The following is an 18,651-nucleotide window of genomic DNA, read 5'->3' on the forward strand; positions in this document are numbered from 1 at the left end:
GACGATGCTCTGTCGGGCCTGCGCACACCGTCGCCCGGCAGGCCGCTGAGGCGCTCCGCCGCTCGTCGGCGCCCGGCTCACCCGCCCGCCTGCCCGCCGAGGTCCCCGCGCCGTGTGCCAGGGGACTCTCCGCCGCTCGCACCCCCCGCCGCTCCCGGCCGCCCGGGGTGCCGCCCCCGCCCTTGCCACCCCGTCGTAGGCCCGAGGTGCCCATGCCCGAGAACCGCCCGTTGCTGCACTGGTTCCTGCCCACCGGAGAGGACCGGGCCGACACCGGCAGACCCGCGCGCGTCGCACGCGCCGCCGAACAGGCCGGTTTCGCCTCGCTGTTCGCGCCCGCGGGGCCCGGGAGCGCCGACCCGTGGCACCTCGCCTCCGTGCTCGCCGGTCACACCGAGCGCATCGGGTTCCTGGTCGGCGTCCGCGCCGGGTCCGTCAGCCCCACGCTCCTCGCCCAACAGGCGGACGCCTTCCGGCGGTTCACCGGCGGACGGCTGCGACTGAACGTCGTCACGGGCGGCGGCCCGGCCGAACGCCACGCTCCAGGACAGCAGTTGACGCACGAGCAGCGCTACGGGCGCACCGACGAGGTCATGGCCGTCCTGCGGGACCTCCTCGACGGGCGGCGCATCGACTTCCAGGGCCAGCACGTCCAGGTCCAGGGCGCGCGGCTGACCGCACCGGCCGTCGAGCACAAGGTGCCGCTCTACCTGGGCGGTGTGTCGGAGGCCGCCGCGGACCTCGCCGCGCGCCGCGCCGACGTCCACCTCCTGTGGAGCGAGCCGGAGGAGCCGCCGGCCGTCGTCGCCGCCCGCGTCGCCCGGCTGCGCGGCCGGAACCCGGCCCTGCGCTTCGCGCTGCGGCTGCCCGCCGATGGCCGCGACCACGACGAGGTCGCGCGCCGTCTGCACGCGTACTGTCGCTCGGGCGTCGAGGAGTTCGTGCTCTCCGGACGCCCGGACCCGGACGACGCCCTGCGGGTGGGCGAGGAGGTGGCGCCGCGGCTGTGGGCACTGCTGGCGGACGCGCGGGCCCGGGACGACGCGACGGCGCCGCCTCCCCGTGGGACCGGGGGAGACGGCGCCGCTCTGGCGTCCGACGGTGTTACACCAGCCAGCCGACGAAGTGAACGATGCCGGCGAGGATGTCGGTGAGCAGGTTCATGGTGACGCGTTCTCCTTGCGATGGTGCATGTGTGTGGGACAACACCCCGGCCCTGTATGGGACATGGACCGGGTGCGCGACAACTACGGTCTGCAGCCCGTTGCTTGCGCCCCGTAAGCATCGTTGGTCATCCGTGCCTCATGCAATTTCTGGCGCCACGATCACCTGTTCGCGGGAACAACTGCTCGCTTGTTCGTTTACGCGATCTTGTCCGTGCCCCCGGTGCTCCCTCCGGCCACCCCGCGTACGACACCGAGTCGCACCAAGTCCTGCGGACGGATGTGCAGTTCACCGGCCGTGCGCGCGGCCTGGTCGGACGGCCGCTTGAGGATCGCCGCCGCCAGGTCGGGCGCGATCACCGAGAAGTACGCGTCCGGGGTCACCCAGGTGTTGCCGGGCGCGGCCAGCGCCAGCGCGCCGCCCGAACCGCCCTCACCGATGACCAGGGTGGTGACCGGCACCGGCGCCTCGGCGACCGCGAGGAACACCTCGGCGATCGCCGCTCCCGCACCCGCCCGCTCGGCCTCCGCTCCGCTCGCGGCCCCCGGGGTGTCGACCAGGGTGAGCACCGGGACGCGGAGACGGCCCGCGAGCCGCAGCAGCCGGGCCGCGGTGCGGTATCCGGCCGGGGTGGTGGCCGTGCCGCACTGCGCCGCGTAGGCGATCGTCCGCCCCTCGCGCTCGCCGAAGCCGCAGAGCATCCCCTCGTCGGTGCCGCCCGCACGGTCCCCCCGCAGCTCCTCCCGGAAGGTGAAGTAGGCGTCCAGGTAGGCGCGGGCGCGCGGCCGTTCGGGGGAGCGGGCCCGCTGGACCGCCTCCCAGCCGGTGGCGGGCAGGTCGGTGCGGCCCAGGGCGCGGGGGACGGGCGCCGGGCCCTGGGCGGGCCGGGTCAGCAGACGAAGGCGGCGGCCGAGCGCGGCGCGCAGCGCGTCCGGCGCCACGACCGCGTCGACCGCCCCCGCCCGGAACTGCGCCTCCGCCGTGTACGCCGCCGGGTCCGCGTCCTGCGGGCGTACGCGGGACCCGGCGAAGCCGACCTGGGCCCCCGCCAGCGCGAGCGTCAGGTCGGCGCCCGCGCCCAGGGTGGCCCAGCCGCCGCCCGTCGTCGGATCACGTACCACGGCGATCTGCGGCAGACCCGCGGCACGCGTCAGCGCCGCCTGGCGCGCCACACGCTGGAGTTGGGTCAGCGCGACCATGCCCTCCTGCATCCTGCTGCCGCCCGTGGCGATGAGCGGGACCACGGGGAGGCGGTGCGCGCGGGCGTGGACGTGGGCCGCCTCGATCCGGTCGCCCGTCTCCCTGCCGAGCGAACCGCCCAGGTAGCCGAAGTCGAAGGCGATGACGACGGCGGCCGTGCCGTCGATCTCCGCGACGCCGGTGACCACGGACTCCGTCTCGCCGGTCCGCTCCGCCGCCCGCGCCCGCGCCGCCCCGTAGCCCGGCCAGCCGAGGGGATCGGGGCTCTCGGGTGGCGCGGGCGGCGGGAGTTCGCGGAAGGTGCCGGGGTCGCAGACCATGGCCAGGACGGCGCGCGCGCCCGTGCCGTCAGCCATCGGGGAGGGACCGCTTCAGGATCTTGCCCATGTCGTTGCGGGGCAGCGCGTCGAGGTGGTGGACGGTGCGGGGGCGCTTGTGCGGGGCCAGCCGCGCGGCGACGTGCTCGGCCAACTCCCCTTCACCCGGCGGGTTCTGGGCGTCGACCGGGACGATCCAGGCCACCACCCGCTCGCCCAGGTCGGGGTCGGGGGCTCCGGTGACCGCGGCCTCCCGGACACCGGGATGTTCCAGGAGCGCGTTCTCGATCTCGCCCGCGCCGATCTTGTAGCCGCCGCTCTTGATCAGGTCGGTGGCTCTGCGGCCGATGATGCGGACCGAGCCGTCGGGGTCGCGCACGGCCATGTCGCCGGTGCGGAACCAGCCGCCCGGCGCGAACGCGGCGGCCGTCGCGTCGGGCCGGTTCAGATACTCAAGGAACAGGTTGGGCCCGCGCACCTGGATCTCGCCGACCGCCTCCGGATCACCGGCGGCGACCTCGGTCGTACCGTCGTCCTCCGTCAGGCGCAGCTCCACGCCCGGCAGCGGCACACCGACGCTGCCGGGCCGCGACCGGCCGTCGGCCCGCACGCTGGTGTTCATCAGCGTCTCCGTCATGCCGTACCGCTCCACGACCCGCTGCCCGGTGGCCGCGGCGATCCGCTCGTGGTCGTGGAGCGGCAGCGCCGCCGAGCCGGAGACCAGCAGCCGCGCCGAGGAGAGGGCCTTCGCGAGCGCCGGGTCGGTGGGCAGCGCCTCCGCGAGGCGGTGGTACATCGTGGGCACGCCGAACAGCATCGTCGCCCCGGACGCCAGTTCCCGCGCCACGCCCTGCGTGTCGAAGCGGCCCAGGTGCCGCACCGCGCCGCCCTGGCGCAACGGCCCGACGATCCCCAGGATCAGGCCGTGGACGTGGAACAGCGGCAGCCCGTGCACCAGGGTGTCCCGGTCCGTCCACCGCCAGGCGTCCCGCAGGGCGTCCAGCGTCGAGGAGACGGCGCGGCGCGGCAGCACCGCCCCCTTGGGCGGGCCCGTGGTGCCGGAGGTGTAGACGACGAAGGCGGGCGCCTCGGGGTCCGCGGGCTCCTCGGGAAGCGCGACGGGGCGTCCGGGACCGGCCGGTGCGGTCGGTACGTCGATGGAGACGCGGTCCAACGCGGCGAGTGCGGGCGGCAGGTGCTCCCCGGGCGCCGCCAGGACGGCGTCGGGGGCGCTGTCCGCGACGATGTGGCCCAGTTCGCGGTCGCCCGACCTCGGGTTGACCGGGACGGCGGCGACGCCCGCGAGCAGCGCCGCGACCACGCCGACGGCGGTCTCCAGCGTCGGTGTGGCCCACAGTGCGACCCGGGACGCGCCCGAGATCCGGGAGGCGAGCGGCGTGGCCGCCGCCGCGAGTTCGCCGTAGGTCAGGGCGCGGTCGCCGAAGCGCACCGCCGGGCGGTCGGGGGTGTCGGCCAGGGCCGGCAGGAGTCGGGACACGGGCACGCTCCAGATCGGATTGGTTCGGTGGCTGAGCCAATCCGAGCGTGCCGCCTGGTACCCGCCCAGGTCAAGGACGTACGCTGCCCGGCACACGACACGACACGACCGGGGCGGGAAGGGGCCGGGGATGAGCGACGCACTGCGGCCGATGACGGCACGCCCGCGCCTGTACGAGCAGGTGCTCGACCGGCTGCGTACGTACGTCGCCGAGGGCGGGCTCCGCGCGGGCGACCGGCTGCCGACCGAACGCGACCTGGCGGCCCGGCTCGGGGTGAGCCGCGCCTCGGTGAAGCAGGCCATCGTCGTCCTGGAGGTGCAGGGCCTGGTCGAGGTGCGGCACGGCGGCGGCACCTACCTCGTGCGCGACAGCCTGGAGAACGTCGTCGTCGAGCCGGTCGAGAGTCTCGTCGCCCGCAAGAAGCGACTGCCGGACGTCCTGGAGGCGCGCGAGGCGCTGGAGACCAAGCTCGCCGAACTGGCGGCGGAGCGCCGCACCGACGCCGATCTGGCGGCGCTGCGCTCGGCCCTCGGCCACATGGAGCGGGACATCGAGGCGGGCGGGCTCGGCATCGAGGGCGACCGGCTGTTCCACGCGGCGGTGACCGAGGCGGCGCACAGCGCGCTCCTCGCCGCGTTCATGCGGGAGATCGACGAGCCCGTCGCGGAGTCCCGCACCGAGTCACTGCGCCAGCCGCGCAGGCCCGGCCGGTCGCTCGCCCAGCACCGGGCGATCCTCGACGCCATCGAGGCGGGGCGGGGGCGCGGCGCGGCGGCGGCGATGCGCAGGCACGTCCGTTCCGTGGCCGAGGTGCGGCTCCTCACCTGGGAGCCGGACGCCTCCGGTGCGTGAGATGCCGTCGGGACAGGACGTGAAGCGAGCGTTCCGCTTAAATTCGATAAGTCGGCCGCGTGTGCAGGGAATTCGGGGGCACCCGAAGGTGCGTAACGAAGTCCTGTAAAGCGATCTGCAAGGGGTGTGGACCATGTCGGCCTACGGTAGTCGTCCTGCTGCTTCTTCCGGTTCCCGGACGAATGGCCTCGCGATAGCCGGACTCGTCTGCGGCATCGTCGGGCTGTTCTTCCTCAGCTTCGTCCTGGGACCGCTCGCGATCATCTTCGGCGCGCTCGCGCTGCGCCAGAAGGCCGCCGGTGGTGCCGGAATGGCCAAGGCGGGCCTCATCCTTGGCGTCATCGACGTGATCCTCTTCATCGTCATGATCGCGGTCGCCGCGAACGGCGGATTCAGTTGGTACGTCGGCGGCTGACCGCGGCCGGATGAGAAATCCGGTGCAATTCATTCTCGTCGGCAGGGGAATGCGTCCACACGCATTCCCCTGCCGACTTTTCGAGTTCCGGACCGGAATCCCTGGAGGAGAAACCCCGTATGCCGTCCCGCACCGCCCTCGTCACTTGCCGACCAGGACCCCACATCAGTGTGGACCGCGATCTGCCGCTGCTCGCCGCGGAACTGGAGCGGTCCGGGGCCGCCGTCACCGTCGCGTACTGGGACGACCCCGAGGTCGGCTGGGCGGCGTTCGACCTCGTCGTCATCCGCTCCACCTGGGACTACAGTTGGCGGCGCGAGGAGTTCCTGGAGTGGGCCGCGCACTGCGCCTCGGTCACCCGGCTCGCCAACCCCGTCGACGTGCTCCGCTGGAACACCGACAAACGCTACCTCGGCGACCTGGCCCGCGCGGGGGTGCCCACCGTGCCGACCTCGTACATCGCGCCCGGCCAGATCCCGGCGCTCCCCGCCGACGGCGAGTACGTGATCAAGCCGGCGTCCGGCGCGGGCGCCCGGTACGCAGCCCGCTACACACCGGCCGAGCGGGACGTCGCCCTGCGGCACCTGGCCCGGATGCACGCCGAGGGGCTGACCGCGATGGTGCAGCCCTACCTCTCGGGGATCGACGTGAACGGTGAACGGGCCGTGCTCTTCTACGGCGGAGCCTTCCTGCACTCCGTCCGCAAGGGCGCCGTGCTCACCCCCGGCGTCGCCTACGACGAGCGGAAGGTCGCCCACCCCGGGCTCGAACCGTGGCAGCCCACGGAGGCCGAACGCGCCGTCGCGCAGGCCGCGTTGGCCGCCGTGCCGGGCGGCTCCGACCAGCTCCTGTACGCACGCGTCGACCTCGTGGACGGCGCGGACGGGCGCCCTTGCGTGATGGAGCTGGAACTGGTCGAGCCGAACCTGTTCCTCGGCAGCGTGCACCCGGGGTCGGTGCGCGCCGTCGCCGAAGCCATCGTGAAAGCCGCGACCTAGAGGCCTGGTCTAGATCTCGGTCCAGCGCTGCAACAGCCCCCAGGTGAACTCCGCCCGCACCCGGCGCGGCTCACCCGAGATCTCGTCCGGCGCGGCGAACGCCAGGCCCCAGCGGGTGGGCGCCGAGCCCTCCAGGGGGCGCGCGGGGGCGAAGGCGCGGGCCGCCTCGTCGACCGTGCAGGACCACGGGGTCAGGTCGGCGAGGGTGCGCAGGGACGGGCCCGGGGTGCCGGGGGCGCGGATCAGCCACTCGTTCCAGACCGCGCCCGTCGGCGAGAGCAGGACCTCGAAGCGCAGGTGGGGCCAGAGCGGGACCGGCCACAGCAGGGCCTCGCAGGCCAGGTCGCCCACCGTGCGGGTGAGCCGTCGCTCCGGGGCGCCGAGGATCGACCGGTACCGGGAGACCGCCGAACGGCCGCCGCGGGCGTGGAGCATCGCCTGCCAGCGGCGGTTCGCCTCCCGCATGTCGGCCACCGAGACACCGAGGTCGGCGCGGGCGGTCTCCACCAGCTCCGGGTTGTGGTCGGCCATGCGCCGCAGCAGCACGAGCTGGAAGTGGAGCGGCGTGAAGGGCTCAGCGGGTCCGGTGGGCGTGGGGCGTGGCATGTCTCCCATGGTCGCGCACCTGCCCCGGCAGCCGCCCGTCCGGCAGGAACAGCACCGAGTTCACATAGCGCGGCCGGCGGCCGGCCGGGGTGAGGGCGCGGCGCAGCAGCCCCTGCGAGGCGATGTGCGCCGTGCTGTCCTGGTGCGCGGGCAGGTCGAAGTCGGTGAGGGGCAGCCAGGTGTCGGCGGGCAGGACCCAGCCCGCGTAGCCCCGCGCGTGCAGGTGGCCGACGACGGGGGCGATGGGCTGGATCCGCGTCTCCAGCTCGACGAAGAGGGCCGGGCGGTCGCGGGAGAGCAGGGTGTGGGCGCCGCGCAGCACCGGCAGCTCCGCCCCGTCCACGTCGATCTTGATGAAGTCGACGTCGTGCAGGGCGAGTTCGTCGAGGGTGACGCAGGGCACGGGGTGCGGGGTCGGGGCGTGCAGTCCCTCCCGGCGGACCAGGGAGGAGACGCCGCGCTCCCCGCGCGCGTCGTGCGGGGGCTGCCACAGCGGCGCCGCCCCCGGTCTGTCGCTGGCGGCGGCGCGCACCACCCGTACGTTCGGGGGCGCGGCGGCGGCGAGGGTCCTGGCCAGATGCGGCACCGGTTCCAGGGTGACCACGCGCCGGGCGCGGGCCGCGAGGCGGTGGGTCCAGGGCCCGTACCAGCCGCCGACGTCGACCGCGGTGCCGCACCGGCCGCCCGGCGCGGGCAGCATGTCGGCGAGCCGGGCCAGTTCGGGCTCGAAGCGCGGGTACAGGGCCCTGGCCGTCGCGGCGGTCAGGCGGGCGGGGAGGTAGGGGCCGACGCGGGCGGCGAGCGTGGTCACGGCGCCGCCCGCCGTGCCTGCTCCAGGTGTTTGAGGACCTGCTCGTGCTCGTCCTCGGGGAGCTGTTCGCCGGAGGACGGCAGGAGCTGCGGGATGCCGTCGACGATCGGGTAGCGGCGGTGCAGGCGCGGGTTGTAGAGCCCGGCGCCGTCCGGGAGCAGCAGCAGCGGCCCCTTGTCGAGGGGGCAGGCGAGGATGCGCAGCAGCGGGTCGTCAGGGCTCATGGGGGGCATGGGGGAGCAACTCCCTGGGGGGTGGGGTGGGTGGATCCGGAGGTGGGGCGGCGGGGGCCGTGTCGTGCTTGGGCATCAGCAGGAGAACGGCGACGGCGAGCGCGGTCCCGGCCACGCGCAGGCCGAGGCGCAGCGGCTCGGACGGCAGCGACTCGCCGAACGCGGCGGTCCCGAGCACCGCCGTGAACAGGCAGGTCACCGTCGTGCACACCGGCACGATCAGCGAGGCCCGGCAGCGCTGGAGCGCCGCCTGCGACATGACGAGCCCGCACGCGCCCGTGCACAGCAGCAGATACGGGTACGGGGACCTGAACAGGGCCGGGACGTCGGGGAGCACCCCGGAGACGCCCTTGATGGCCAGGGAGCTGACCCCGTACAGCAGGCCCACCGCGACGCCGTACTCGACGCCCGTGGTGGGCATCCGGTGCCGGTGGCGGCTTCTGCGTTCGGCCGCCGCGTACAGGTACAGGCCCGCCGCGAGCGAGGGCACGCAGACCGTGAGGATGAGCGGGGCCGGGGCGCCGCCGCCGACCGTGTCCTGGTCGTGGCCGGTGTCGCGCAGGGACAGCACCACCATGAGCAGGGCCAGCAGGATCGCGGCGATGGCGTACCGCTCGCGGCCCGACGTGTGTTCCCCGAGCAGGCGCGAGGAGAGCAGGAGCAGCAGGACGAGGCCGGAGACGAAGATGCCCTGCGCCGCGGCGATGGGCAGGGTGCGGTAGACGGCCAGTTGGGCGCCGAACCCCGAGGCGAGGGCGATGGAGCCGGCCAGCCACAGGGGGCTGGTGACGACTTGGCGCAGCAGATGGGCCGGGCGGCGCACGCTGACCTCGGGGAGGCTCGTGAGGGCACGTTTCTCCAGGACGAAGCCGACGGAATAGAGGGTGTTGGCGAGCAGCGCCGCGCCGACTCCCCATGCCACGGCGGGCATCGCGCGTCACATCCTTCGGGCGTGCAGGAGAAGGATCGAGGCGAGCGAGGGGGCCGCGCAGGCGAGCCGGTCCAGGGGCCGCAGCGAGCGGGGCACACCGTGGAAGGGCGCCCCCGTGACCCGTACGACGTCGAAGCCGGCGGCCGCGACGAACTCGCGCAGCGCGCGCCGCGTGTACAGGCGCAGATGGCCCACCACGTCGGTGCCGGGGCGGCCGTGCACCGCGCGCAGGCTCACCTCGGAGAAGACGGGCTGCACACCGGCGAGGAGCAGGACCCGGTTGTACCAGGCGGCCAGGTTCGGGGTGGACAGCATCAGATGGCCGCCCGGGCGCAGCACCCGGTGCAGCTCGTCGAGGGCTGCGTCGGGGTCCACCAGGTGCTCGATCACCTCGGACAGCAGCACCGCGTCGACGGCGGCGTCTTGGAACGGCAGCCCGTAGCCGCTCAGTTCACCCCGTACGACGTCGGGCAGGCGGCCCGCGGCGCGGCGCAGCGCGTCCTGCGACCAGTCGACGCCGACGAGGCGGTGGCCGGGCAGCAGTCGGGCCGCGACGGCCGCGGCGCTGCCGTCGCCGCACCCCACGTCCAGGACGGTGGCGTGCCGGGTCCCGGCGAGCGCGGCGGCCAGGGTGCGGGTCTGGCGCAGCGTGCGGGGCGCCCCGGAGGAGACGGGGACGGCGGGGTCCTCGTAGAAGTCCCGCAGGCCGGTCAGGGTGGGCGGCGTGGCGGTCATGACGCCTCCTCCTGTGTCGCGTGGAGGTGATGCTCGAAGAGGTCGCGCAGATGGGCGCCGTCGCCGTGGCCCAGGAGCGTGCGCGACCAGCGCAGGGCCAGGTGCAGACGGCCCGCCGTGGACGCGGTGGTGACGGTGAGGCCGCGCGGCATCCGGGCCGGCGCCGAGAACCAGACGGCGTGCGCCCGGCCCCCGTCGCCGAAGTCCAGCGGGTACGGGACGCGGCCGATGTTGCTGAGCAGGGTCGTCGAGGTCCAGGGGGCGGCGGCCGTACGCAGCGCGCGAGTGGCGGCGGCCCGCCAGGCCACCGGTGCGTACGGCGCGGTCAACAGGGCCGCCCCGTGCCCGAGTTGGGGCCGCACGAGCGCCTTGAGGGCTGTGGTGCGGGTGGCGGTGAGGCGCAGGAGCGCGGGCAGGGGCTGACGCAACTCGGCCGGGGTGAGCGGCACTTCGACGAGACGGGTGCCGTTGCCGATGGGCATTGAGGCGTCCCGGGGGCGGTCGTCGACCGGCATCGTGATGCGCAGGGGGCGGCGGGCGCCGTGTGCGCCGTGTGCTCCGTGTTCGTCGTTCCAGTCGGTCACCGTGCGGGCCGTGGCCACCATGAGCTGGTCGTTCACCGTGTACGGGGCGCCCTTGGGGCGGCGCGGCACCGCCAGTTCGCAGACGAGGAGGCCGTTGCCGGGCCGGGGTTCGCGCTCCCCCGGAGCCACCCGGGCGGGGCGCGCCCAGGAGGAGGGCAGATCGGGCGGGCCGGGCGGGGCCGGGCGGCGCGGGGCGACGGCCGGTGCGGGCGGCGGCGCGTTGTCCCGGCCGCCGTAGAACTCCGCGGCCGTGGCGAGGACGCGGAGGCAGGCCGGGCCGTCGAGCGCCGTGTGGTTGATGGTGAGGAAGAGAACGGTGTCGCCGCTCTCCGGGTGCGCGACGCACTCCAGCCGCACCGGGGGCGCGACGGTGAGCGGCGGGGCCTTGGTGAGGGAACGGGCGCGGGCCAGGACCAGCGCGTCGGGGCCCGGCTCGGGGAACGAGACCGGGCACACGTCGGGGGCGTCCGTCAGCTCCCAGGCGTAACGAGTGGTGTACCAGCGGCGGCGTGCCTCGCGCATGAGGATGCGGGGGTGCGCGCGCAGGGCGCGGTCGAACGCCGCGCTCAGCCGGTCCGGCTCAAGGCGGCCGGAGAGGTGCACCTCGATGTGGACCGTCTCCGGCTCGTCGTTCTGGAGGCAGTGCCGGGAGATCTCGTCGACGGTGGGGAACGGCAGGCGCTCCCCGCCGGGCGTGCGGGTGGGCTCGGCGTCGAGGGTCGTCATGGCTGCCCCTTGTCCAGGGTCGTGCCCCGCTCCCCGGTCGCCCGGGGGGCGTGGTCGGGCAGGGTCGTCACCAGCGCGGCGAACAGCGCCAGCAGTGCGAAGAGCTGGGCCGGGGCGCTGAACGCCCCCTCGGTGTCACGGACCGGTCCGCCCGCCGCGGTCGCCGCCGTGATGCCCGCCGCCGTCATCGCCAGGAACGCCAGCGGTACGAGGAGGGTGTGGCGTTTCCAGGACAGCAGGGCGAGCGCCGGGACGAGGGCCGCCCAGGGGCCCGCGATCACGATGCCGACGAGGGTGAGCACCACGGTGCCGAGGACCGGACCGGGGGGCGGTGGCCCGACGGGTTCCTCCAGGAGGTCCGGCGGGCGGCGCCGCCACAGGGCCAGGCCGATGAGGGTGAGCAGCGCCGCGCCACCGGTGATCAGGGCCGCGTCGTAGCTGGTGGCGGGCTGGTAGGAGAGCTTGACCGTGCCCGAGACCCCCTCGGGGATCAGCCATGCCTGCTGCCAGCCGTCCAGGCGCAGGGCGGTCAGTTGCTTGCCGTTCAGGCTGGCCCGCCAGCCGTCGTTGGCGTTCTCGTACGTTGTCAGGTAAGTCGCCTCGCCCGCGCCGACCCGCACCTCGCGCCGGTCGCCGAGCCAGTCCCGGACGGTGAGGTCGCGGGAGGTCGTTCCGGCGGTGCTTTCGGTGGCGGCCTCCGCGCGGGTGAGGGTGACGGTGGTGAGCGCCAGCGGACCGTCGTGCCCCGTCCTGAGGGTGTGCGGGCCCGCCGGGAGCCGGAGCGTGTCGCAGAGGGTGACGGAGACCGGGCGGCGCTCGGTGAGATCGGCGAGGGTGCCCGTCGCGGAGGTGCGGTGGCGGACGCCGTCGATCGTGACCGCCGGACCCTTGCCGCAGGGGAGGCTGAACTTCCGCTCAGGCGTGGGCTGTTCGACCCGGTACTGGTCGAGCGTGGGGATGTAGGCCTCGGTCAGGCCGACGGGGAGCTGGAGGTCCTCGTCGGCGACCGGGTTGTGGACCTTGAGCGGTGCGGTGGCGGTGACGGTGATGTCGAGGCGGTCCGTGGTGATCGGGTCGAAGCGGGCCACGCCGTTCTCGTCCACACCGGCGACGGCGGCCCCGTCGGGCGAGCTGATCTCGATCTTCTCCGGGCGGGTGGACAGGCCGCCGGCGGCGGGCAGGACGAGGGTGGAGACGGGCTGTTTGTCCGGCCAGCGCAGGTGGATCGTCGGCTCGCTGCCCGCGACCCAGGCCGTGGTCAGGTCCCCGTCGGTCAGGTTGCGTGCGGAGGTGTTGGGGCCGAGGCGGGCCGTGGAGTCGGCGGTGGCCGTGATCGCGCGCCGCTGGTCGGGCGCGACGGCGTAGAGGAGCCGGTCGAGGGCGGTGGTCGGGGTCGGGGTCGCCGTCGCCTCGAACGTGTAGCGGGACGAGCCGGTCGTGGTGAAGGCCCGGTCGAGCGCGGGCGCCCAGTCGGTGAGGGTGAGGGTGCCGTCCCCCGTCGCGCGGTGGAAGGTGAACCGGTCGGCCCGCGGGGAGTCCGTGGGCAGGTGCAGCGACCGGCTCGCCCGGACGCCGGGCACCGCGATGTCGGCGAAGCCCGCGCCGGTCAGCGAGGGGCGGGCGGCCTGGGTGTCCAGGATCGTCACCCGCAGCCAGCGCGCGACGCCCTCGGGTGCCTTGACACGCTGCCGCTCGCCGTTCGGCCGGAGATCGACGGTGGTGCTGCCCCGGTCCGTCTCGATACGGACGCGGGTGGGCGCCGCCCGTACCTCGTCCTGGGGGAGCGGTGTCACCTGGAGCGTCGCGGGGATCGGCGTGGGGCGCGAGAAGCCGATCCGCAGCCATTCGCCCTTCGCCGAGTCCGGTGCGCCCTCGGCCCAGGCGGTGTCCGGGTCGCCGTCGAAGGCGTTCACGGGGTCGAACTGGGGCAGGTACAGCAGCCAGTTGCCGCTGGAGGAGGCGGAGACGTCATGGGCTCCGTCGATGCGGGCGGTGGTCTGATGGGAGAGGCCGCGCCCGGGCAGGATCTGCTTCGGTTTCTCGCCCGGGTTCTGCTCGGCTCCCGTGCTATTGCGCTCCGTCGGCGTGTACGGGTACGAGGTGTTGGTGTTGACCAGGCCGAACCGGGTGTCCGCGCGGCGCAGCCCGTCGCCCGCGATCCGCAGCGCGGGGGTTCCGATGCCGGGATGGTTGTCGCCGGTCAGGACCGTGGGCCGGTCGCGGAAGGCCGGGTCGGCGGAGAGCGGCAGGATCGACTCGGGGCCGCCGCCGACCTCGGCCGTGGAGCGGACCGGGAGCAGTCCCGCCTGCCCGGGGCGGCGGGTGTCGGCGTCGGGCGCGTAGATCTCCACGGCCCGCGAGCGCGGGTAGAGGCCCTCGACCTGGACCGGGGTGTCCTCGGCGATCCGGCCACCCGTGACGGCCGGGCCGAAGCCGGTCACGCGGTGGAACCCGGACTGGCTCAGCGTGCGCTTGACGGTGGCCGTGGGGACGTAGCCGAACTGGTCCGGGTCCAGGTCGTTGCGGACCACCACGTAATACAGGCCGCTGCGGCTCAGGTAGTCCTGGAGCCCCGGGACCTGGCCGCCCGACATGAGGGCCTGCTCGATCGCGTCCAGGGTGCGGCGGTTGCCCGGCGTGCCGAAGGGGACGTAGTCGCGCTGCGCCCAGCGGGAGTCCGCGAGGACGTCGAGCGGCTGGTCGATGGGGGAGCCCCAGGTGTAGATGCCGTGGGCGGTGGCGGGGACCACGAGCGCGCGGGAGTCGGGGGAGTACGTGTGCAGCCAGTCCGCCGTCGTCCGCCAGTACGCGGGCAGGTTCTTGAAGGAGCCGGGCTGGAGGATCGAGCCGTTGAGGTAGGGCCAGGCGAGGCCCGGCAGGATCAGGACGGCGGCCAGCAGCGGGGCGTACCGGCGTCCGCGCAGGGGGCGGGCGCCGCGAGGTTCGGTGGCGACGCCCACGAGGTGCGCGATGCCGAGGGCCAGCGCGAGGGCGAGACCCGTCTGGAACTTGTAGACGTTGCGGAACGGGGCGAGGCCGCCGTCCAGCCACGACCGCACCGTCTCGTGGAAGGGGGCGCCGAGCGCTCCCCCGTACCCGGCGAGGGTGATGAGCGCCGCCGTCATGACGGTGAGCACCAGCCAGCGGCGTTCGGGCAGATCGCGGCGGGCCAGGCCCGCGAGGCCGAGCGCCGCGGCGAGGGCCGAGCAGACGATGACGACGGCGGCGGTCGCCACGGTCCAGCCGGCCGGGAGCCAGGCGTCACCGAGATGCAGATAGGCGACCCAGTTGCCGGCGCCGCGCAGGGTCTCCGTCGCCGCCATCGTGTCGGTCGTGGTCCGCGCGCTCTCCACGTAGGGCAGGAAGTTCTCCCCGTACACGCCGAGCAGGACGAGCGGGATCGTCCACCAGAGCGTCGCGAGGACCACCGAGGGGAACCACCAGGCGATCTGGCGCCGCTTGCGCGGGGACGGCGCCCGGGACAGGAGGTACAGGCCGACCGGGAGCAGCGAGGCGAGGGTCGCCGCCGCGTTGACGCCGCCCATGAACGGCACGAGGAGCGCCGAGCGGACCGCCGAGATCCGCGGCGTCGTCACCGGGTCGGTCAGCGGCAGCAGCACCCAGGGCAGGAACGCGCCCGGCAGCGCCGCCGCCGACGTCGAGCCGATGACGATGGTGAACGTGGGCCACAGCGCGTAGGCGACCGCGCCGAGGAGGCGGCTGCGCGGGGTGCCGACGCCGAGCCGCTCCATGAGGCGCAGCGCGCCCCAGAAGGCCACCGTCACCACGATCGACAGCCACAGCCGCTCGGCCAGCCAGACCGGCACCCGCAGCAGGTCGGCGAGCCCGTAGTAGGGCAGCATCGGGAACGCGTAGCCGATGTACTGGTCCGCGATCCCGCCGAACCCGGCGCGGTCGTGCCAGAGCTGCCCGAGATCGGCGATGAACTGCCACGGGTCGAGGGCGACGCCGAGCTTCGTCTCGAACGTCATCCGGCCCGGACGGACCGCGCAGAACGCGACGAACAGCACGGCCCAGAAGGACAGCAGCCAGCGGCGCGAGCACGGGCCCGGCTCGGGGTCCGGGCTCGTCGGCGCGGCGGGTGGGGCCTGGACCATGGTCGTCATCGGGGGCACCGCCTGAGGATGAGGAGGAGGTTCCAGGTGGCGAACTCGCGCACGCCCGGCACCCGCGCGACGGCCTCGGTGAGGAACGGCCAGTAGCGGGAGCGCGCCGTGACGAGCGCCACGTCGTCGCGGGCCCGGACGTGGCGCAGCGTCGGGCCGACGTGGTGGGCGAAGAGGTTCTCGCCGAAGGTGTGCTTCGGCGCCCTGCCGGTCCGCCGCCGGTACCGGGCCTGTGCGCGGGCGGCGCCCAGGTAGTGCCAGGGCGCCCACTCGTGGCCGCCCCAGGGGGAGAGCCAGTTGGTGAACGAGAGGTAGATGAGGCCGCCGGGCCGGGTGACGCGGACGAGTTCGCTGAGGAAGGTGTCGCGGTCGGCGACGTGCTCCAGGACGTTCGAGGAGAACGTGACGTCCGCCGAGGCGTCGGCGAGCGGCAGCAGATATCCGTCGGCCACCACCGTGGCGGCCCCGGGAGCGGGTCCCAGCTCCCGGGGGTCCGGTTCGAAGAGGATGCCGTGGGCGCCGCGCGAGCGGAACTCGCGGGTGAAGTGCCCGCTGCCGCCGCCCACGTCCACGACGACCTTGCCCGCGACCTTCCCGTACGCCTCGACCTGGTCGGCGGCGTCCCGGGCGAGGAGCGCGTAGCACCCGCCGGGGTCGCGCTGCTCGCGCAGGAACGCCCGGAAGAGCGCGAGGGACCGGGCGGGCGACGGGTCCCTGAACCCGGCCGCGGTCATGACCCGCGGCCCCCGGGGGTCCCCGCGCCGGGGCCGTGCCCCCGCACCGCCTCCGCCGCGACCGCCTCGAACTGCCGGACCGTGCGCGCCCACCGGAAGCCTGCGGCCCGTCCCTCGGCCGCCTTGCCCATCAGTTCGCGGCGGTGCGTGGACAGGGCGAGCGTGCACCAGGCCGCCGCGAACGAGGACTCCCCGTGGGCCAGCAGGCCGGTGACGCCGTCCTCGACGGAGTCCCGGACGCCGGGCACGTCGAAGCCGACCGCGGGCGTGCCGCGCGCCGCCGCCTCCGTGACGACCAGGCCCCAGCCCTCGACGGCCGAGGGATGCAGCAGCAGCCATGCCTCGCAGAGCAGCCGGTGCTTCTCGGCCTCGGAGACGTGGCCGGTGAACTCGACGCCGGGTCCCGCCAGTCGGCGCAGGCGCGGGCCCTCGGGGCCGTCGCCGACGATGACGAGCCGGCCGCCGGTCACCGGGCGCACCCGCTCCCACAGGCGGAGCAGCAGGTCGATCCGTTTGTACTCGACAAGGCGGCCCATCGCCAGGAACAGGGGCTCCGCCGAACGGTCCGCGCGCGGCCCTGGCTCCTCGACGCCGTTCGGGACGAGGCGGACGCGTGCCGGGTCGACGCCCAGGGCGTGCAGGGCGTCGGCGGTGGACGGGGAGACCGCGACGAGCAGGTTGCGGCGCTGGGCGCCGGACAGCGCCCACTGTTCGAGTCTTCGGCCGACGTGGGCCGCGGGCGCCAGCGGGCCGCGCAGCCGCATCCGCCACAGCTCCGTGTGGACGTGGTTGACGAGGCAGAGGGTGGGGCCGTGGTGCCAGAGCGGGGCCAGGTAGGGCATGCCGTTGCAGACCTCGACCAGCAGATCGCAGTCGCCGACCTGGCGGGCGAAGGCCGAGCGGGCGCGCAGGTAGTGCGCGGTCTGCCCGCCCGCCGAGACGACGCGGTAGTCCCGGAAGGCGCCGTACGCGGCCGGTCCGCCGCACAGCAGCGTCACTTGGTGGCCGAGGCCGGTCAGCCCGTCGGCCAGCCGGTCGACGAGGAGCTCGGAGCCGCCCGCGGCCGGGTTGCCGAGGTCGCGGTGGGCGAGGAAGACGATGCGGCGCGGCGACGGAGAGCCGGCCGGGTGGGGCCCCGCGCCGCGCGAGGACGCGGTGCGCAGCGACGACGGCACGTGCTGGGGCATGGGCGCTCCAACTCGTCTCGGGTGCGTGCGAGGGGGCGGCTCGGCAGGGGGCGGGCTGCCGAGAGGGGACGGTGCACAAGGTGGGGTGGCACAGTTTTCGCCGCACTGTTCGCCGCGGCTACTCACTTGGGTGACAAGTTTGGGCCCGAGTTCATCTGACGTACCGTCACATCGTGGATGTTTCCAGGGTCGTCGGGGACGAATCGGGATCGGGCCGCCCCTGCCCGTCGGGCCTCCGTCGACCGCGCCCGCCCCGTACGACCAGGACCGCCCCGGCCGCCACCAGGAGCGCGCCCAGCACGCCCGCCCCGATGGGCAGCGTGGTGCCGAGCAGGGTGAGGCGGTCGTTGTCGTCCCGGGCGAGAGCGACCTGCGCGCGCTGGGTGGCCGGGGTGAACGCGATCTTCCGACTGTCCAGGAGCACGGCCGCGTCCTTCGTCGTGCCCGGGGCGCGCAGCGTCTTGCGGGGCCCGATCGCCGCGTACAGGATGCGGCCCGTGCGCCGGTCCGCGACCAGCTCGACGCGGTGGTTGGCGTACCACTCCTCGGCCAGCACCTGACTCTTCAGCGGCTGCCCGACGATGCGGCCCGGCACCAGGCGTGAGCCGGTCCTGGCGGGCGCGACGGTGCCGGTGAACCGGTAGCCCTCGTAACCCCGCACCTTGGTCGTGCCGATGTAGCGGAGCGGGACCGTCGCGCCGAGTGTGTTGTCCCACCAGGTGTACGTGCGCTTGCGGACGTCGAAGGGGAACTTCAGGTACGCCTCGCCCTCGAACACCGGCTGCTCGCCGCAGCAGTGCACCGGGGCGTTGGTGGCGCGGTCGGTGACCCAGCGCTCCAGGGTCCACTGGAGGGCGTCGTGCGGATCGGCCGCCGGGAGCGTGCGGTCCGTGTCGACGGACGTCGTCACGTCCCACACCGCCCGGCCGCTGCGCTCGCTCTCGGCGACGTCGCCGCGGACCTGCCGGGTGATCGTCAGGTGCCGGCCGCGGACCGTTCTGATCCTGTCCGTGTCGAAATAGCTGCCCGTCCCGGTGAACACGGTCGTCACGTCCACGTCGGTGCTGGTGCGCTCGGCGCGCGGCTCCACGTACCAGGCGAGCATGCCCGCGAGGACGAGCAGGAACGTGCCGAGCCCCACGCAGACGAAAGGAGTCTTCGCGGGGAGGGTCCTCGATGTCGTACGGCGCATCCGGCACTCCTCGGTGGAAGGGCACCACGGCGTGCCCGTGGTCGGCCGGTCATGGGCCGGGAACCGTAGACGCACTCTTGACGGAGTGTCAATCCACTGCTGAGACTTGGGACTTGACGGGACACACAGGGTGGGGATCCGACTCAGCACTCCGCACGCAGCACGGACGAGAGGCTGACCCTGCGATGAACCGACTGCTCGCCGCCGCACTCTGCGCGGCCACCGGGGCGGCGCTCGCCGTCGCCGCGTCCTTCGGCGTGCTCGCGCTGGTGAACGCGACACCCGACCAGCCGAACACGCCGCTCGTCACGTACGAGACGCCGGGGCAGGGGCGCTGAGC

The 18,651-nt window shown here is 74.5% G+C and carries 17 protein-coding genes; 5 read left to right on the forward strand and 12 right to left on the reverse strand.

Annotation, left to right across the window (positions count from 1 at the left end):
* Positions 1–212: 212 nt before the first annotated feature.
* On the forward strand, positions 213–1,154 hold the full coding sequence (locus tag ACIRF8_RS05105) for an LLM class flavin-dependent oxidoreductase (protein ID WP_404210950.1): 942 nt from the start codon (positions 213–215) through the stop codon (positions 1,152–1,154).
* 207 nt (positions 1,155–1,361) lie between these two features.
* On the opposite strand, the gene ACIRF8_RS05110 is transcribed toward ACIRF8_RS05105, so the two are convergent.
* Positions 1,362–2,720 carry a carboxyl transferase domain-containing protein gene (locus ACIRF8_RS05110; RefSeq protein ID WP_404210952.1) on the reverse strand — a complete coding sequence of 453 codons (1,359 nt, stop codon included), beginning with the start codon at positions 2,718–2,720 and terminating at the stop codon, positions 1,362–1,364.
* A complete protein-coding gene (locus ACIRF8_RS05115) occupies positions 2,713–4,179 on the reverse strand; it encodes an acyl-CoA synthetase (protein ID WP_404210954.1) in 1,467 nt (488 codons plus the stop codon). The genes ACIRF8_RS05110 and ACIRF8_RS05115 overlap by 8 nt, the downstream gene beginning before the upstream one ends.
* Before the next feature lie 130 nt (positions 4,180–4,309).
* On the opposite strand from ACIRF8_RS05115, the gene ACIRF8_RS05120 reads away from it, so the two are divergent.
* From ACIRF8_RS05120 to ACIRF8_RS05130, 3 genes are all read left to right on the forward strand, one after another.
* A complete protein-coding gene (locus tag ACIRF8_RS05120) occupies positions 4,310–5,032 on the forward strand; it encodes a FadR/GntR family transcriptional regulator (RefSeq protein ID WP_404210956.1) in 723 nt (240 codons plus the stop codon).
* 133 nt (positions 5,033–5,165) lie between these two features.
* Positions 5,166–5,447, forward strand: a complete 282-nt coding sequence (locus ACIRF8_RS05125; RefSeq protein WP_404210958.1) for a DUF4190 domain-containing protein — start codon at positions 5,166–5,168, stop codon at positions 5,445–5,447.
* Between the two features lie 119 nt (positions 5,448–5,566).
* A complete protein-coding gene (locus tag ACIRF8_RS05130; RefSeq protein WP_404210960.1) occupies positions 5,567–6,445 on the forward strand; it encodes a RimK family alpha-L-glutamate ligase in 879 nt (292 codons plus the stop codon).
* A gap of 9 nt (positions 6,446–6,454) precedes the next feature.
* On the opposite strand, the gene ACIRF8_RS05135 is transcribed toward ACIRF8_RS05130, so the two are convergent.
* The 10 genes from ACIRF8_RS05135 to ACIRF8_RS05180 form a co-directional block, all read right to left on the reverse strand.
* A complete protein-coding gene (locus ACIRF8_RS05135) occupies positions 6,455–7,051 on the reverse strand; it encodes a hypothetical protein (protein ID WP_404210962.1) in 597 nt (198 codons plus the stop codon).
* Entirely contained in the window at positions 7,020–7,862 is an 843-nt protein-coding gene (locus tag ACIRF8_RS05140; RefSeq protein ID WP_404210964.1) for an FkbM family methyltransferase, read from the reverse strand. Before ACIRF8_RS05140 ends, ACIRF8_RS05135 begins: the two co-directional genes overlap by 32 nt.
* Positions 7,859–8,086, reverse strand: coding sequence for a Trm112 family protein (locus ACIRF8_RS05145; protein WP_404210966.1), 228 nt, complete (start codon positions 8,084–8,086; stop codon positions 7,859–7,861). The genes ACIRF8_RS05140 and ACIRF8_RS05145 overlap by 4 nt, the downstream gene beginning before the upstream one ends.
* On the reverse strand, positions 8,076–9,026 hold the full coding sequence (locus tag ACIRF8_RS05150; protein WP_404210968.1) for a hypothetical protein: 951 nt from the start codon (positions 9,024–9,026) through the stop codon (positions 8,076–8,078). The genes ACIRF8_RS05145 and ACIRF8_RS05150 overlap by 11 nt, the downstream gene beginning before the upstream one ends.
* 6 nt (positions 9,027–9,032) lie before the next feature.
* Positions 9,033–9,761: a class I SAM-dependent methyltransferase gene (locus tag ACIRF8_RS05155; protein WP_404210970.1), complete on the reverse strand. Its 729-nt coding sequence runs from the start codon at positions 9,759–9,761 to the stop codon at positions 9,033–9,035.
* Positions 9,758–11,071, reverse strand: a complete 1,314-nt coding sequence (locus ACIRF8_RS05160; RefSeq protein ID WP_404210972.1) for a condensation protein — start codon at positions 11,069–11,071, stop codon at positions 9,758–9,760. Before ACIRF8_RS05160 ends, ACIRF8_RS05155 begins: the two co-directional genes overlap by 4 nt.
* Positions 11,068–15,198, reverse strand: coding sequence for an alpha-(1->3)-arabinofuranosyltransferase family protein (locus tag ACIRF8_RS05165; protein WP_404210974.1), 4,131 nt, complete (start codon positions 15,196–15,198; stop codon positions 11,068–11,070). The genes ACIRF8_RS05160 and ACIRF8_RS05165 overlap by 4 nt, the downstream gene beginning before the upstream one ends.
* Positions 15,195–15,932, reverse strand: a complete 738-nt coding sequence (locus ACIRF8_RS05170) for a class I SAM-dependent methyltransferase (protein ID WP_404210976.1) — start codon at positions 15,930–15,932, stop codon at positions 15,195–15,197. The genes ACIRF8_RS05165 and ACIRF8_RS05170 overlap by 4 nt, the downstream gene beginning before the upstream one ends.
* Positions 15,929–17,119 carry a glycosyltransferase family 4 protein gene (locus ACIRF8_RS05175; protein WP_404210978.1) on the reverse strand — a complete coding sequence of 397 codons (1,191 nt, stop codon included), beginning with the start codon at positions 17,117–17,119 and terminating at the stop codon, positions 15,929–15,931. Before ACIRF8_RS05175 ends, ACIRF8_RS05170 begins: the two co-directional genes overlap by 4 nt.
* A gap of 166 nt (positions 17,120–17,285) precedes the next feature.
* Positions 17,286–18,311, reverse strand: coding sequence for a DUF3068 domain-containing protein (locus ACIRF8_RS05180; RefSeq protein ID WP_404210980.1), 1,026 nt, complete (start codon positions 18,309–18,311; stop codon positions 17,286–17,288).
* 185 nt (positions 18,312–18,496) lie between these two features.
* Between ACIRF8_RS05180 and ACIRF8_RS05185 the strand changes: the two genes are divergently transcribed.
* Complete coding sequence (locus ACIRF8_RS05185) at positions 18,497–18,649, forward strand: hypothetical protein (RefSeq protein WP_404210982.1); 153 nt, start codon at positions 18,497–18,499, stop codon at positions 18,647–18,649.
* Positions 18,650–18,651: the final 2 nt, after the last annotated feature.

Origin of the sequence: Streptomyces sp. NPDC102406, from assembly GCF_044765725.1 — a bacterium.
GTDB lineage: Bacteria > Actinomycetota > Actinomycetes > Streptomycetales > Streptomycetaceae > Streptomyces.

What these genes read in the sequence shown, in the direction of transcription:
- ACIRF8_RS05105 (WP_404210950.1), top strand. Translation starts at nt 213, where the DNA reads ATGCCCGAGAACCGCCCGTTGCTGCACTGGTTCCTGCCCACCGGAGAG.
- ACIRF8_RS05110 (WP_404210952.1), bottom strand. Translation starts at nt 2,720, where the DNA reads ATGGCTGACGGCACGGGCGCGCGCGCCGTCCTGGCCATGGTCTGCGAC.
- ACIRF8_RS05120 (WP_404210956.1), top strand. Translation starts at nt 4,310, where the DNA reads ATGAGCGACGCACTGCGGCCGATGACGGCACGCCCGCGCCTGTACGAG.
- ACIRF8_RS05125 (WP_404210958.1), top strand. Translation starts at nt 5,166, where the DNA reads ATGTCGGCCTACGGTAGTCGTCCTGCTGCTTCTTCCGGTTCCCGGACG.
- ACIRF8_RS05130 (WP_404210960.1), top strand. Translation starts at nt 5,567, where the DNA reads ATGCCGTCCCGCACCGCCCTCGTCACTTGCCGACCAGGACCCCACATC.
- ACIRF8_RS05135 (WP_404210962.1), bottom strand. Translation starts at nt 7,051, where the DNA reads ATGCCACGCCCCACGCCCACCGGACCCGCTGAGCCCTTCACGCCGCTC.
- ACIRF8_RS05145 (WP_404210966.1), bottom strand. Translation starts at nt 8,086, where the DNA reads ATGAGCCCTGACGACCCGCTGCTGCGCATCCTCGCCTGCCCCCTCGAC.
- ACIRF8_RS05150 (WP_404210968.1), bottom strand. Translation starts at nt 9,026, where the DNA reads ATGCCCGCCGTGGCATGGGGAGTCGGCGCGGCGCTGCTCGCCAACACC.
- ACIRF8_RS05155 (WP_404210970.1), bottom strand. Translation starts at nt 9,761, where the DNA reads ATGACCGCCACGCCGCCCACCCTGACCGGCCTGCGGGACTTCTACGAG.
- ACIRF8_RS05160 (WP_404210972.1), bottom strand. Translation starts at nt 11,071, where the DNA reads ATGACGACCCTCGACGCCGAGCCCACCCGCACGCCCGGCGGGGAGCGC.
- ACIRF8_RS05165 (WP_404210974.1), bottom strand. Translation starts at nt 15,198, where the DNA reads ATGACGACCATGGTCCAGGCCCCACCCGCCGCGCCGACGAGCCCGGAC.
- ACIRF8_RS05170 (WP_404210976.1), bottom strand. Translation starts at nt 15,932, where the DNA reads ATGACCGCGGCCGGGTTCAGGGACCCGTCGCCCGCCCGGTCCCTCGCG.
- ACIRF8_RS05175 (WP_404210978.1), bottom strand. Translation starts at nt 17,119, where the DNA reads ATGCCCCAGCACGTGCCGTCGTCGCTGCGCACCGCGTCCTCGCGCGGC.
- ACIRF8_RS05180 (WP_404210980.1), bottom strand. Translation starts at nt 18,311, where the DNA reads ATGCGCCGTACGACATCGAGGACCCTCCCCGCGAAGACTCCTTTCGTC.
- ACIRF8_RS05185 (WP_404210982.1), top strand. Translation starts at nt 18,497, where the DNA reads ATGAACCGACTGCTCGCCGCCGCACTCTGCGCGGCCACCGGGGCGGCG.